The organism is uncultured Umboniibacter sp., from assembly GCF_947497555.1.
Classification (GTDB): domain Bacteria; phylum Pseudomonadota; class Gammaproteobacteria; order Pseudomonadales; family DSM-25080; genus Umboniibacter.
Map to the genome: position 1 here is coordinate 211,708 of NZ_CANMGY010000001.1, position 14,967 is coordinate 226,674.

Here is a 14,967-nt window from a genome sequence, read left to right on the forward strand (position 1 = left end):
TCACGGCTTAACACTCCTTTTTTAAGGCTCTATACCCTTGCCTCAAATCGCCTTGGCAGCAGCTCTCTACCCTTCAACGGGTTCTTAGCCAAGGCGAGCTTCTTTTAGTTTTGTACCCGTGTTACTTCGAAGCCTGCTTGCTCTAGGCCAATTAAAACTCCGTCTGGCCCCAGAAGATGAGCGACACCCACCAGTACAAGTTCCGTCTCAGGCGTTTTCCCCATTTCAATTAACGCCGGCATCCACGCACGGTTTCGATCAACTAATAACGTCTGATATAGTTCGGGAAATTCGTCCTTCATAGTCGTCACATACAGTGCCTCAAGATAGCTTATCTCACCCTGTCGCCACGCCGCACGCATTGAATCCATTTCATACTCAATCGATTTGAGCTCATCCAAGGCCATTTCCATCAGCTCACTTTCAACGCCCTCGCCATAGGTTTCGAAGAAGGCTAAATGATCGTCGATGCTTTCCAATTCACCTACCGATTTATCATCAACCGCAGCGCGGTTGAAATAATACTGATCAACACCTGGAGCGGAAATTCCTGCTCGCTGCAGCTCGATCATTAACATTTGAATGGTAACGAAGCCCGTCTTATAGCGGTCAAATGCTCGGCTAGGTAATTGCGCTTCACGGAGCCAGTTTTCCAGCGCTTGATACTGCACCGGGTCCAGATAATTTTGTAGCGTTTCCCCTGCCGGCAAACTAACGCGTTGAAGCAAATTCTGCTGCACAGCCACATCGTTAAGAGCGTGCATATCCGTCTCGAAAAATAGCACTTTGGACGCGTTATAGGCGACCTCAAAACTTTCTGGCAGCGGGTAATCCTGTTCGGATAGCACATGAATTGTTCCGCCCACGTAGAAGGTATTATCTCCTTGTGTCACTTGCCAAACTGGTGCGGCTAGTAGCGTTCTTGAAAACAGGACAGCTAGGAGGAGCACGGTTACTTTGAACATATTTTTATTCCTCTATGAGTGGGAAGCCTACTGCTTCACAATCTCTCCGCCTTGCATCACAAAATTAACGTCAAGCAACGCTTCAATATCCGCTAGCGGTGAGCGCTCTAACGCAATAATATCTGCCAACTTGCCAACCTCGAGCGTACCTAAATCATCGGACATGTTGATGAGATCCGCTGCATTGACAGTAGCTGACGTCAGGATATCCGTAGGCGTCATACCAGCTCGTTGCATCAGAACTGCCTCTTGAGCATTCAGCCCATGCTGAGAAACACCACTATCCGTTCCAAAGGCAATCTTCACACCCGCTTGGTAAGCCCCAGCAAAATTCGTCTGCATATCCGCGCCCACACGAATCGCTTTCTCTGCCTGAGCAGGCGTTAACACTGTGGTGTTTTCGGCCATCTGCACTACAGTGTCTCCAGCAAGAAGAGTGGGCACCAAGTAGGCGCCGGTAGATTTGAAGAGTTCATAGGATTCAGGGCCCGCATACGAACCGTGTTCAATACTGTCTACCCCCGCTTCTAATGCGGCGATGATTCCGTCTTCCTGATGGGCGTGCGAGGCAACTTTTCGCCCTAGACGATGTGCCGCTCGAACAATTTCCTGAAGTTCATCCATCTCCATCTGCTGGCCAGTACCCGTTGCTCGATCGGTGAGGACGCCGCCCGTTGAAGTGATTTTGATGAGATCCGCACCATACTTTACCGCATCACGCGTTGCCCTTCGGCAATCGTAGGGACCATCGCACAGCGTTCGCCGCCCCGCTGAAGCGTGCAACATATACTCAGGGCTTAAGCCACTGACGTCATTATGACCGCCGGTGGTAGCAACGCCAGCCGCTGCAATAACGCGCGGCCCCTCTACCCAACCACGAGCTACCGCATCGCGGTAGGCATACATCATTTGCTCATTCGATCCTACGTCGCGAACGGTCGTAAACCCTGCTTCCAGCGTTCGCCTTCCGTAGAGAATGGCTTTCATTCCCGCCAACGCCTCAGAGAGTCGCAATGCGTCACGATCATTGGCTGGCCCCAGTTCACTTTGTAAATGAACGTGCATATCCATCAATCCTGGCATAACGAAGAAGTTACGCAGATCAACCAGCTCAACCTCGGCCGTAAACCCCTCTAGCGATAGATAGCCTGCTTCAACCTGAGTGATTCGATTATCGGTCACCACTAAGGTTCGCGCGCGCAACGGTTCCTGACCGGGAATCAGCAGGAGTTCACCAGCATAGATGACCTTGGTATTAGCGAGTGCGGCAGTGGATAGGAGTGCTGCGAGGACGACGGCAGCGTAGCGAATTATTAACATTGTTATTCTCCACGGTTGACTGATAGACCGACTATAGCGCTTAATTTAAGGCAAATAAATCTACTAGCGCTCAGCCGCAATCAAGGATGTCATCAAATGGAGTTTAATAACGCCGCTATCTCGCCGGAGTCGCTGCCGCAAATCAGTCAGCTTTCATTCACCCCCGTCGAGGCGGATTATATAAAAGTTCGCCGTATTATTACTTCAACCGTCGTAGTAGTTTGCTTAGCCTTACTAGCCGTTGCCTGGCTGATCATTCCGGATTGGGTCTCCGCGGCAGAGATCCCCGCGAAGATTGTTAGCTCGGTATTACTTGGCATTAGTCTTATCATCGCCATTTACTGCTGGCTGGCGGATCCTAAAAAATGCTTTGCATTACGCGATCACGACCTCAGTTATCAGTCGGGGTTAATTGTCCGTAAGACCATTACCCAGCCTATTACGCGCGTACAGCATATTGAAGTTAAACAGGGGCCCATTGAACGCCGCTACAACCTAGCCTGCCTATTGGCTTATAGTGCTGGCGGGCATATGCACACCTTTGTAATTCCTGGCCTACGCTTTGAAGAAGCAAAGCAGATGCGCGCCTTTATCCTTGATCACAAAGAGGCCGTTCGCGATGAGCAATGATCCCATTGCGTATAACGATGGCGAGTGGCACCGAATTTCGCCCATTGCGGTAGTCTTCTTCTTAGCTAAAACCTTAAAGCAGCTGGGTGGTCAGTTTATCTACCTGGTGCCGGCTTTTCTGGTACTAGGGAACAGCATTAAAGAAAACCCTGGCGTGACTATCCCTGGACTGCTGGGGCTATTGCTGCTACTCATTGGCTTCGCGGTGGCGAGCTTTTTGGTTTATCGATATCGGCTCACTGACGACACCATTGAGATTCGTTCGGGTATCTTTAATAAAACACAGACCCATCTACCGTTTACGCGAATTCAGAATATTCGCTTCGAACAGCCTATCTACTACCGCATTTCCGATTACTGCTGTATGCAGCTAGACACTGCGGGTTCTGCCAAAAATGAAGCTAAGCTCATTGCCATTAAAATGGCCCATGCGGTTGCGCTCAAGGAGACGATTCTTGGAGCTCGAGCCGAAGAAGCGACCTTAAAGGATGGAGCTAGCTCAGAGGCCGAAGAGCCTCAGGCTTTAGCGGACGAAGTCGTTCTCAACCGTCGCTCGGTGATGGACCTCGTTATTCACGGCCTGACGAACAATCGTATCTGGATTTTCCTCGGCGCAGCGGCGCCGTTGTTCGATGAATTTGCGGATTCAATCGGCAGCGCGTTCAGCTACATTGGCATCGATTTGCAGCAACTCTTTGATGTGGACTCCCAGGGCTACGCCGTGGTCGCACTCGCTGCGCTGAGCTTCACTATGATAGCGATGATGATTCTTGCGCTGTTCTCCGTTGCCGGTTCCATTCTTACCTATTACGGCTATACGCTTTCACGTGCTGGTCATCGCTATATCCGCCGTTCTGGGCTACTCACTAAGCATGAGGTTGCGCTACCACTGCGCAGGCTTCAATCCATTGAGTTCAAGCAGGATTGGCTGGACTTGGTGTTAAAGCGCGTGAACCTAACGTTCAAGCAGAACCAAACGGGTAACCCCGGCCAACCTGGCGTAGAAAGTAATAGCAAACTCATTGTGCCGTCTGTTTACCCGGATGAGGCCTATGACTTAGCGAATGATGCCATGCCGGGGACGCAGCTAAATCGTGCTGCGTTTAAACCCATCCATAGTCGCTTCATGATTAGTAAAATGCTCTTCCTGTGGATACCAATTAGCCTGTTAGCTAGCGCCGTAGTTTGGCTTAACACCGACTGGCTAAAAGCCATTGAAGTCGGCGCAGCGATTGTTGCTTTCGGTGCGCTAGTGAGCTACTTGCGCTGGCGACGTTGGGGCTTTAGTGGCGATGAGCAATTTGTCTATGTTCGCAAGGGCTTCATTGGGGTGAGCTATAAATGTTTCGAGCGACACAAGCTGCAGCAAATCAGCCAGTCTCAGAGTTGGTTCATGCGCCGTCGTAATCTCTGCAAGATCCAGTTTGTGCTAGCCTCCGGCAGCATCAGCATACCCTATTTGCCGGTCGCTGATGCCGTAGACTTAGTGGATGGCTCGCTGTTCATCACCGAGAGTTCTGGTAAGTCTTGGATGTAAAATTAAAACTACATGGGGTCATGCGTCGGCAACAAAACCTTCCCATGACGCCATGTAATCAATAAACGCAGGGCCTAGTTTTTCGATAGCTAGATACTCCCTAGTCACCGGCAATGACTCACTCACAAAGTTCTTATCCTTGCAGCGTAGCGGGAAGTCATGGTGGAGAATTGCCGCTCTACCGGGGAGGATAAAATCAGCTCCTTTGTCCAAACACCACTGGGCATCTTCGGTACTGTAGATTTTACCTGCGACGCCCAACGGCACACCCGATAGATCTAATGAGGTGAAGCAATCAATAAGTAGTTGGCCTTCATACTCACCCGAAGAGACTACCGCCTTCACGTCCCAGAGCGACATATCTAGATAATCAATCCGGTGATCACGGCAGATCTGTTGAGCCACTTGCTGCATTTCCGTTAGCTCCACGCCGAAGCGCTCTGGGGACAACCGGACACCCACCACAAAATCCTCACCGCAACGCTCGCGTATGCCGTTGATCACCTCGTTAAGCATTTTGCTTCGTCCCTGCAAATCACCACCGAACTCATCGCTGCGTTGGTTGATACTGGCACTCAGGAATTGAGCAATCAAATAGCCGTGCGCGCCGTGTACCTCAACGCCGTCGAAACCGGCTCGCTGACAGCGCTCTGCCGCGCTGGTAAAACATTCAATTTCGTCCCAGACTTCCGCATTCGTCAGCGCACGTGCCTGATATTTTTCTAAGTCTGACGGTGCCACCGCCTGCCCTATAGCGAACTGCGGCGGAGTGCGCATTCCGGCATGGTGCAGCTGGGCAATCGACATCGCTCCGGCAGTGCGAAGCCCATCAGCTAAACGCGTTAGTCCCTCAAGATGCTGCTCATTGTAAAGTCCTAATTGACCATCGAAACCCTTACCTGTCTCGGAGACCTGGGCGGCGCAGGTATGCACCATGGCAAAGCCACCTTCAGCGCGGTATACCAACCAGTTGTACTCATCATCCGTAAGCGTTCCGTCCACGTTACTCTGCAAGTTGGTTAACGCCGCTAGCGAGAAACGATTTGATAAAACTTTTCCTGCTATGGTGAGCGGGGTATTTAGTTCAGCCATAAAAACCTCAACAGTGATTAACGGAAACAACCCAATGCTTCCTTTTTGTCATAATTCCTCAGAATTCATCCCACCACAATAGCTGACCTCCATGCTATATTTGATAGGACAATTACTTAGTGGGTGCCTACGCGATGAAAATCCTTCTCCATCTTAGCCTGTTGTGTTCAGTTTTTGCTTTATTTGGCTGCGACCGCAGCGATAACTCCGAAGCCAATTTCGGCGCTGAAAATTCGGATCAAACAGTGCTGACAGAGGCTGGTGCAGCCACTCGCGACGAACTGGCCAGCCTATTCGCTGACGTCCCGCTGCGCGTCATTGCCATGTCAGAGGTACAGCGTGGCAACGTCAACGTGATTGAGCTCAAGCTAAGTACCCCGCTAGCCGATCAGCGATTGCGCGAACACATTACCCTAACTCCGAACGCCGGCGAAGCCGTTTTAAGCGCCGACGGCATGCGCGTGCAGTTTCGTGATGTGGAACCCGAAACCGACTACCAATACCGTGTTTTAGCATCCTTAGCCGCGGAGAATGGGAGTACTCTGGGTGCGACGCAAAAGGGCGAATTTAGGTCACAACCCATGCCGGCATCGGTTCGTTTTGATGCCAGTGGTGCCATTGTAAACCTGCGCTCAGTAGACAACCTAATTCTTCATAGCACCAATCTTGAGTTTGCCGACATCAATGTATACCGCATTAAGGATGATCAGCTTGGCAGTTTTTTCTCCGATCTAAATGGTTTTTTGGATGGCTCAAGTCGATACCATAGGAATGCTGACAAGCAGGAAGCGATTGAACACCTAAACACCCAGCGAATTGAACTACCGCAGGGCCGGAATACGCGCCACGAAATTGGCCTCGCACTCAATACCTTAGCGGACTTTGATCGCTCTGGAATTTATTTGCTAACGGCGCGTGGTCCGGGCGATTTAGATTTCAGCAGCGCCATGTGGTTGAGCGTTTCTCACATTGGACTACAGCTTCGTAATTTCGCTGACACGGTCGAAATCTTCGCCCAGGAAATTGATGGCGGTAAAGCTATCGAAGGCGCAGAAATAAGTCGCCTCGACTACAACAATGAGCTTCAATCCTCAGCAGTGACTGACCAGTTTGGTCACGCTAGTTTCAGCCGCAGTGAGGGTCGCGGCGGCTTCTTTATCGCCCGCCACAATGGCGCTGTAAGTGTCATTCAGTTGTATCGCAATAGCTATGATCTCAGTGAGCAACTCCAGGGGCTGGACTACCATCAAGCTCAGCTTCAATATCCCTATTTCCCCAGAGATCTGTATCGCCCTGGTGAAACGGTTCAATTCTCCCTGCTCGCGAAGGATCATGACGGTCACTCGCTAACGGGCAAGCAGCTACTAGAAGTCTTCGACGCCCGAGGTAATGAGTTCGCTACCGTTGCCAAACGTCCTAATGAATTCGGCTACCTCGAACTGGATATTCAACTACCTGAGGACGCCTCCACCGGTTACTGGGGTATCCGCATTGATGGCGGCGCGAATACCGCTTACGTCAACTTCCAAGTGGAAGAGTTCCTCCCTGAGACGCTTGAGCTCAGTTGGAACAACGGTCAGGACGCGCCGGTTTGGCCGCTGCAGCAAACCATTGATAGTCCACTGCAAATACCCGTTTCGGGGCAGTTTTTGTATGGCGCCCCAGCTGCCGGTAACCGCCTAACTACTAACGCAATCATTAGGCCTAGCGTTAACCCTTTCCGCTCCCTTGACGACTTCTACTTTGGCAATAACGATGTTCGCTCCCTCTACCTAGATCTCCCCGAGCAAACGCTAAATGATGATGGCGAAGCGGTGACCGAGCTTGGCCTGGCCACATTGCATGCGGCCAATGTGGACCTTGACTCGCTAACGAGTCCAGCCGTGCTCAGCCTCAATTACAGCTTATTTGAAAACAGTGGTCGGAGTATCGATCGTCAACACGACTTAATCCTTTGGCCTAAGCCCTTTTTTGTTGGCGTAGACCCTCAGTTCGATGGCGGCCGTGTGAGCGAGAATAGCATCGCTGAATTCATCCTCGGCCGGTTTAATGCCGCCGGAGAGCAGACTTCAGAGGGCCGCGCAACGGTTCAATTGGTGCGCGAAGAACGCACCGGATTTTGGCGACACACGGCACAGCGAGGTTGGCAATACGTCCGTCAGGACAATGAGTACCTGATGTTTGATGGCCAGTACGACTTTGCCAATAGTGACACGCTGCAACTTCCCGTTGAATGGGGGACCTATCGCCTTGAAGTGACTGATGAAGCCGGCGGCTTAACGCGTATTCGTTTTCAAGCAGGCTCTGACTGGTATAACCGCTGGATGAATCAAGCCAGTATTCAGGATCCCGAATCCATCACGATCAACCTCAACGGTGAGGCCTTTCAAGCTGGCGCTGAGATAAGCGCTCAGATTAGCAGCCCCATTCGAGGCACTGGACTATGGGTACTGGAATCCGATGAGATTTTGGCAAAGGGCCACTTCGACATCACCGACTCACTCAGCGAAATTACGGTCACTATCCCTGAGGACGTAGACCGCCACGATATCTACTTAAGCGCTTTTGTGGTCTCTCCTGAAGGCGATGCAGAGCGCGTTCGCAAGCGTGCCTTCGGCCTCCAACACGTGCCACTAGACCGCAGTGAACAACAGTTAGATATCAGCGTTGAAACCGCCGCCAACTGGCTACCGGATCAACAAAACCGTCTCTCGGTTACCGTACTCAATGGTGACGGTCAGCCCTATAGCGGCGCTGCCCAAGTAACTGTCAGTGCGGTGGATGTGGGCGCGCTATCGCTCACGGATTATCGTATTACAGATCCCTTTACCGAGCTCTATGGACCCAGACGCTACGCGGCCAACGGCATTTCCGATATCTACGGCTGGGTACTTGAACCGAATACACTGGATAATGCCAAAATTCACTGGGGCGGAGATCTCATGTTGGCTACCGCAGCCCCTGCTGACATGCAGGATGACGAAAGTTTGCGCGGAGCAGAGCGAGCTAAATCTTCGCCGACCATTGCCACCTGGTTTAGCGGCCCGGTTGAAGTGGTTAACGGGAGTGCCGAAATCAACGTTGATGTACCGAATTTTAATGGTGCACTGCTCCTGACCGCTCATGGATTTGGCGAGCGTGCAGTGGGGTATGTGCAGCAGCGGGTCACCGTCTCCTCACCGGTCGTCATTGAGTTCGCACAACCGCGATTCCTTGCTCAGGGCGATCAGTTGGCTGGCATCCTCGATATTCGCAATTTGCGCCATGAGGGCGGTGATCTCGAACTGAGTATTCACTCAGAGGGTGCGTTGAACCTAGCGAACACCACGCAGAAAATTTCTCTAGCACAGGGTGAGGCCACGCAAATTCACCTACCTATTGAAGCTGCGGGCACGGGTTCTGACGGCGCTATCATCGTCTCCTTAACTGGCGACAATCTAGCTATTGAGCGACGCTGGCCAATCGCTCTGCGCGGCATTGACAACCCACGTGCTAATTTCGCGCATGCCCTCGTAGCAAGTGGCGAGTCCATTCAATTTCCTACGTCAGTACTCGATGACTTAGCGCCTGTTGGTTTAAGAACATGGTTGCAAATTGGCGCGCAGCCAGATTTTGGCCAGGCCGAGAACTGGTCTTACTTAGCAGACTACGACTACGCCTGTCTTGAGCAAACCACCAGCCGGTTGAGGCCTTGGCTAAATGCTTCCTCGACTCAACTGAGCGAGCTCAACGCTAGCGAAGCTGAGCGCAGTGAAATGATCGAAGCGAGTTTACAGCGCTACCGTGAACTGCAACACCCTAGCGGTGGATTCCAACTCTGGCCTTCGTCGGCCAACGAATCCCCATGGCTAACAGTTTATGTGGTGGACACTCTGCTAGCGTTGCGCGCATCGGGGGCCACTGTCCCAGATACGCTGATGAAACCGAGTATCGAACGACTCCGCAGCTACGTGTTGAATAGAAGTACGTTAGATGACTTGGGTTACAGCCAAAACCCCAATGCCTTAGACGCAAGCGTCAAGAGTTATGCAGCCTACGTGTTAGCCCGAGAGGGATTACTAGCGCTTGGCCCGATTCGTGATATTCGTGATCGGCTTGGGCTGTCACTTCGCACCCCAATGAGTGTCGTTCACCTCGCACTTGCGCTTAAGCTAAGCGGTGACTCAATGGCCGCGAACGAGTTACTGCAACAGAAACTTGTCAGCACCGTTCGACCCCAGAGCTATATGGGTGATTACGGTTCCACGCTGCGGGACAGTGCGGCGGTTTATCAACTGCTGCAGCAACACGATCTCTTAGCTTCGGTTGACGCCGAGGCACTATTCAACGAGGTCTTCGAATCCTTCCGCGATAAGCGATGGCTTAACACTCAGGAGCGAGCTCAATTACTAGCCCTAAGTTTAGGAAGTGACGCTGACAGCGCCTGGGAGGCGCAGATTAATGGTACCCATTTCGATGGCCTGCAGTTGAGTGACGACACTAGACGTTGGCCCCTGACAACGGAAGAGCAAAACCTGCACATCAATAACACCGGTTCGAAACCCATATTCGTGAGTTTCGCGGCCTCTGGCGTAGCCACTCCAGCTGCCATAGCAAAGGATCCCGTGCGAGTTCAGCTTAGCTACTACTTAATTGAAAACGGAGCATATCGCCTGCTCACCGATGAGGACCAAGTAGCCAGCGGTTCGTTGGTCTACGCTCAACTCAAGGCCTGGTCGGGGCAGCGAATTCACGATGCCATGTTGATTTCCCTGCTTCCCGCGGGCTTCGAACTGGTGAATCCTCGATTAGCCAATTCACCTTCACTAACAGAACTCAATGTGGAAGAGCTTGCGTCCGGTAACAATCTATATCCCGAGCACGAAGAGTATCGTGACGACCGCTTTGTTAGCACCTTCGACCTGCGTTCAGACCGAGAAATACAAACTGGGTACCTGTTACGCGCTACCACACCGGGTAACTTCCAAGTTCCGGTAACGCTAATAGAATCCATGTATCAACCGGGCGTGCGCGGCCAAACTAAGCCGCTAGATAGGCTTGTTATTCAGTGAGTAGCGGGAAGCGTCCACGAGTAAGGCGCAGTCTTGGCTCGCTGATCGTTTTAACCACGGGGCTGGTTTTACTCGCCCTACTGGCAGACCAACTGTTCCCTCTCGCTCTGCCCGAGCAGCGAAGCTCCTATAGTAGGGTGGTCCTCGATCGTAATAATCTGCCACTCAGGGCTTTCCCGGATGAAGCAGGAATCTGGCGCCACGAAGTTGAATTAGCTCAGGTGAGCCCGCGCTACGTTGAAGCATTACTCACCTACGAGGATCAATACTTTTACCAGCACCCCGGGGTCAATCCCTTTAGTTTGATTCGTGCGGCCCAACAGTGGTTAGAAGCCGGTGAAATTGTCTCCGGTGGTTCGACCATTACCATGCAGGTTGCCCGCTTACTTCATCCGCACCCTCGAAGTCTGCTAGGTAAAACACAGCAAATCCTTCGGGCGTTACAACTGGAATGGCACCTGAGCAAGGATGAAATTCTCACCCTCTATCTCAATCACGCACCCTTCGGCGGTAATTTCGAGGGCGTGGAGGCGGCAAGTCAACAATACCTCAGAAAATCCAGCGCTGAACTGCGCGATGCCGAGGCGGCATTGCTTGCGGTACTTCCGCAATCGCCCAGTCGCTTTCGACCGGACCGCCATCCCGAAGTGGCGCAGGCCGCTCGCGACAAGGTCATAGACCGTTTAGTGAAGTTTAATATTTGGCGTGTTGATGAGGGCGAAAGGGCTAAGCAGGAAGGTGTTATTAGCTGGCCTCCGGAGAGACAGACTATCGCGCCGCTGTTTAGCCGCAGGCTTAGTAATCGTTACTCGGAAACCGTCATCCCCAGCTTTATTGATGCGGAACTGCAACGCCGAGTGCAAACTTTGGCAGCACAACATGCGAGTCGCTGGGGCCGAGAAACTAATGCTGCAGTGCTGGTTATCAGTAATCAACATAGCGAAGTGATGAGTTACGTCGGCAGTGCTAAATATGCGAATCCCGACAGCGCCGGTTTCGTGGATATGGTGCCAGCCATTCGTTCGCCTGGCTCTACCCTGAAGCCGCTATTGTTTGCATTAGCCCTGGATCAGCAATTGATTCACAGTGAAAGTCTGTTCATTGATGCGCCGCGCCTCAACACCGACTATCAACCGGAGAACTTTAATACCGGTTATTCCGGCCCAGTTAGTGCAGCGAACGCGCTTCGATTATCTCTCAATATCCCCTTCGTCGAGCTCATCGAGGCCTACGGTTCGCAGCGTTTCGTCGATCAGCTGGCTCACGTGCAAGCGCCATTGCTATTAAGCTCTGCTGAGCCGAATCCAGCCATCATCCTCGGCGGCGCCGGGAGCTCACTGGAGTCGCTGGCCACACTGTACGGAGCCATCATGAACCAGGGCTTGGTCACACCGTTGCGTTTTTCTCAGCTTGATACGCCCGCGGCTGCTCGACGTCTACTTTCCCCCAGCGCAGCTTGGATTACCTTCAGCAGTCTCGCGACGCAACCCCTGCCAACGCTAAACGGTCAGCGATCGCAAGATCCCAATAATCCGATCGCCTGGAAATCTGGCACCAGTTGGGGGAATCGGGATGCTTGGGCTATTGGCGGCAATCACGACTTTACCGTCGCCGTGTGGATAGGGAGAGCTGACTCCAGCCCAATTGCCAACCTAATGGGCGCGCAGGCCGCTGGCCCACTAATGACTCAGGTATTCGACCAGTTAGCCAGTACAGAGCAAGCGCTAATAGCACCCAAAACCGTGATAACTCGGACCATCTGCTGGCCCGACGGCCGCGCGGCGGAACTGGCTGAGCACTGCCCGATTGGCCGAGAAGCGCTCACCATTGACGGCGTCACCCCACGCACGTTGGATAGCAATCATCCGGGCGAGTTTTTAATCGCGAATCGCCCCCTTTGGGTAGATGGGCAAGGCACTTCTCGCCTTCTGGCTCACTGCCTAACGAATGACGCACAACGCTTATCTATCCCCATATGGCCTGATAGCGCTGCAGGCTTAGTTCCGCGCGAATTCATCACCGCTATTCCTACCTTAAATGCGCACTGTATTACGCCGCTTCAAGCTGCCAGCAACGATACTTCAGCACTTCGAGTAGAGGGCTTACAGCCCAACGAAACCCTCCGCCTACTTAATGATGAACCCATTGAGATAGTCCTGAACGCTCCAAGTGCAATCGGCCCGGTAGACTGGATTCTGGACGGCGCGCTGTTGAACACTCGAGCCACGTCGCTTTCCCTCAACATCTCGCCTCAGCTCTCAGGTGACCATCGACTCCTCATTATCGATTCAGCAGGTCGATATCGATCAATTCACTTTTCAGTACGCTAGTTGGGGTATGAAACTTAGGTCGCGACTTCGTTTTGCGAACATTGTGATCCCGCGAAAAACGGTTACTATTGTTGGCACTGCTTAGTTAAGTATTTAATTTCTGCCCAAAGCACTATCGGTCAGCGCCTACTCTGCTGCGAAGCGAGTAGTTAACTGCCAACTGCTAGTGAATAACAACGGGCGACAACAAAGGGTTTTCAGTATGAAAAAGACCATTCTAAGTGCCGTGATTGCTGCCGCACTAGTAGGCTGTGGTAACGATGCCACGGTTCAACAAACTAATAGTGCCTCTGCGGATCAAGCGCAAGCCACCGAAACGATCAATACCCCTGACGCGGCATTTTTGCAGCTCGTCGATGACCAGTTCATGGCGATGGTCGCACTCAGCCCCGAGTTTCAAACCTCGCTAGGTATCAAAGACAACTATGGCAAGTGGGATGAAATTTCTGCGGAAGCTGACGCCCAAGCAATGGCGCTAACCCAGAGCAATCTGCAGCAGCTAGAAGCGCTAGACCCTAGTCTACTGAATGAACAGAATCAATTGAGTCTCCGCATGGCGATTGCCCAGTTAACGCAGCAAATTGAGCGAGACCGCTGGCGCAATCATGGTTACCCGGTTAACCAAATGTACGGTGTGCACAGTAAGGTTCCGTCATTCCTTATTAACCAGCACCGAGTCACTAGCGTCAGCGACGCTGAAGCCTACATCGAACGTCTAAACGGTGTACCAACGCTGTTCGAACAGCTAGAAGCTGATATGAAAACACGTCAGGACATGGGCGTGATGCCACCGGCGTTTGTTTACCCAATGGTACTGCAAGATTCACGTAACATTATTGTTGGCGCGCCCTTCGATGATGGCGAGGCTAGCACCTTACTGGCTGATTTCACGGGCAAGGTAAACGCCCTGGACATTGAAGACGATCAAAAAGCAGCGCTCATCGCTGATGCAACTGCCGCGCTGACCGAGCAAGTAGGTCCGGCCTACGAACAGTTGATCAGTGTGCTAGAAGTACAGGCGGCTGAAGCGACCACCGACGACGGCGCTTGGAAGCTCCCAGACGGCGACGAATACTACGCCTCGCAGCTTCAGTTGATGACCACTACGGACCTCACCGCGGATGAGATTCATAATATCGGTGTCGCGGACGTTGCGCGCATTCACGGTGAAATGCGTGACATCATGGCTCAGGTTGGTTTTGAGGGTGATCTGCAGGAGTTCTTCGAATTCATGCGCACCGATCCACAGTTCTATTACCCAACAACGCCAGAGGGAAAACAGCGCTACTTAGATGAAGCTACCGCACTGATCGATATCATGCGTGCTCAGCTTGATGATTATTTTGGCATCCAGCCAAAGGCAGCGCTGGAAGTGAAGGCCGTTGAAGCCTTCCGTGAACAGAGTGCCGGCAAGGCGTTCTATAGTCGTCCTGCTCCAGATGGCAGCCGTCCAGGCGTTTACTACGCGAACCTGTATGATATGAACAGCATGCCAACCTACCAGATGGAAGCACTGGCTTACCACGAAGGCGTACCGGGTCACCACATGCAGCTCGCTATTGCTCAGGAGCTTGACGAGTTGCCAAAGTTCCGTCGTTTCGGCGGTTACACCGCTTATATTGAAGGCTGGGGACTTTACAGTGAGCTGCTTCCAAAGGAGATGGGCTACTATCAGGACCCGTACTCTGACTTTGGCCGTCTGGCAATGGAATTGTGGCGCGCATGTCGTTTAGTTGTGGATACGGGTATGCACGAAAAGCGCTGGACTCGTGAAGAGGCCATTGAATATCTTCAGGTGAACACGCCTAACCCAGATGGCGATATCGTTAAAGCGATTGAGCGGTATATTGTCATGCCGGGTCAGGCTACTGCCTACAAGATTGGTATGATCAAGATTGTCGAGCTTCGTGAAGCTGCGAAAGCTAGCCTTGGCGATAAGTTCGACATCCGCGGCTTCCATGACACCGTGCTAGGCAGTGGAGCTGTACCGCTTGATATCCTAGAGGAGAATGTTGACGCTTGGGTCGCTTCGCAGCGTTAGA

8 protein-coding genes are annotated in these 14,967 nt (G+C 52.3%); 5 read left to right on the forward strand and 3 right to left on the reverse strand.

What is annotated here, in order from left to right; all coding sequences use genetic code 11:
* Positions 1 to 104 precede the first annotated feature (104 nt).
* Together Q0698_RS00900 and Q0698_RS00905 are read right to left on the reverse strand one after the other, a co-directional pair.
* Positions 105 to 965 (reverse strand): TraB/GumN family protein, encoded by an 861-nt coding sequence (locus Q0698_RS00900; protein WP_298632810.1) that lies wholly within the window; start codon positions 963 to 965, stop codon positions 105 to 107.
* 27 nt (positions 966 to 992) lie between these two features.
* A complete protein-coding gene (locus tag Q0698_RS00905; protein WP_298632812.1) occupies positions 993 to 2,285 on the reverse strand; it encodes an amidohydrolase family protein in 1,293 nt (430 codons plus the stop codon).
* Positions 2,286 to 2,381: 96 nt separating this feature from the next.
* Between Q0698_RS00905 and Q0698_RS00910 the strand changes: the two genes are divergently transcribed.
* Positions 2,382 to 2,915, forward strand: a complete 534-nt coding sequence (locus Q0698_RS00910; RefSeq protein WP_298632814.1) for a PH domain-containing protein — start codon at positions 2,382 to 2,384, stop codon at positions 2,913 to 2,915.
* The gene (locus Q0698_RS00915) at positions 2,905 to 4,452 is read left to right on the forward strand and encodes a PH domain-containing protein (RefSeq protein WP_298632816.1); all 1,548 of its coding nucleotides are present in this window, start codon (positions 2,905 to 2,907) and stop codon (positions 4,450 to 4,452) included. Before Q0698_RS00910 ends, Q0698_RS00915 begins: the two co-directional genes overlap by 11 nt.
* A gap of 18 nt (positions 4,453 to 4,470) precedes the next feature.
* On the opposite strand, the gene Q0698_RS00920 is transcribed toward Q0698_RS00915, so the two are convergent.
* Positions 4,471 to 5,544 (reverse strand): NADH:flavin oxidoreductase, encoded by a 1,074-nt coding sequence (locus Q0698_RS00920; protein ID WP_298632818.1) that lies wholly within the window; start codon positions 5,542 to 5,544, stop codon positions 4,471 to 4,473.
* Between the two features lie 134 nt (positions 5,545 to 5,678).
* Between Q0698_RS00920 and Q0698_RS00925 the strand changes: the two genes are divergently transcribed.
* The 3 genes from Q0698_RS00925 to Q0698_RS00935 all read left to right on the forward strand — a co-directional run bounded on the left by Q0698_RS00925 (position 5,679) and on the right by Q0698_RS00935 (position 14,966).
* Positions 5,679 to 10,595, forward strand: coding sequence for an MG2 domain-containing protein (locus Q0698_RS00925; RefSeq protein WP_298632819.1), 4,917 nt, complete (start codon positions 5,679 to 5,681; stop codon positions 10,593 to 10,595).
* Positions 10,592 to 12,925 carry a penicillin-binding protein 1C gene (gene pbpC, locus Q0698_RS00930; RefSeq protein WP_298632821.1) on the forward strand — a complete coding sequence of 778 codons (2,334 nt, stop codon included), beginning with the start codon at positions 10,592 to 10,594 and terminating at the stop codon, positions 12,923 to 12,925. The genes Q0698_RS00925 and pbpC overlap by 4 nt, the downstream gene beginning before the upstream one ends.
* Before the next feature lie 202 nt (positions 12,926 to 13,127).
* Positions 13,128 to 14,966: a DUF885 domain-containing protein gene (locus Q0698_RS00935; RefSeq protein ID WP_298632823.1), complete on the forward strand. Its 1,839-nt coding sequence runs from the start codon at positions 13,128 to 13,130 to the stop codon at positions 14,964 to 14,966.
* Position 14,967: the final 1 nt, after the last annotated feature.

Excerpts from the sequence above, each read along its gene's own strand:
- Q0698_RS00900 (WP_298632810.1), bottom strand. The coding sequence starts at position 965 with ATGTTCAAAGTAACCGTGCTCCTCCTAGCTGTCCTGTTTTCAAGAACG.
- Q0698_RS00905 (WP_298632812.1), bottom strand. The coding sequence starts at position 2,285 with ATGTTAATAATTCGCTACGCTGCCGTCGTCCTCGCAGCACTCCTATCC.
- Q0698_RS00915 (WP_298632816.1), top strand. The coding sequence starts at position 2,905 with ATGAGCAATGATCCCATTGCGTATAACGATGGCGAGTGGCACCGAATT.
- Q0698_RS00925 (WP_298632819.1), top strand. The coding sequence starts at position 5,679 with ATGAAAATCCTTCTCCATCTTAGCCTGTTGTGTTCAGTTTTTGCTTTA.
- Q0698_RS00910 (WP_298632814.1), top strand. The coding sequence starts at position 2,382 with ATGGAGTTTAATAACGCCGCTATCTCGCCGGAGTCGCTGCCGCAAATC.
- Q0698_RS00935 (WP_298632823.1), top strand. The coding sequence starts at position 13,128 with ATGAAAAAGACCATTCTAAGTGCCGTGATTGCTGCCGCACTAGTAGGC.
- Q0698_RS00920 (WP_298632818.1), bottom strand. The coding sequence starts at position 5,544 with ATGGCTGAACTAAATACCCCGCTCACCATAGCAGGAAAAGTTTTATCA.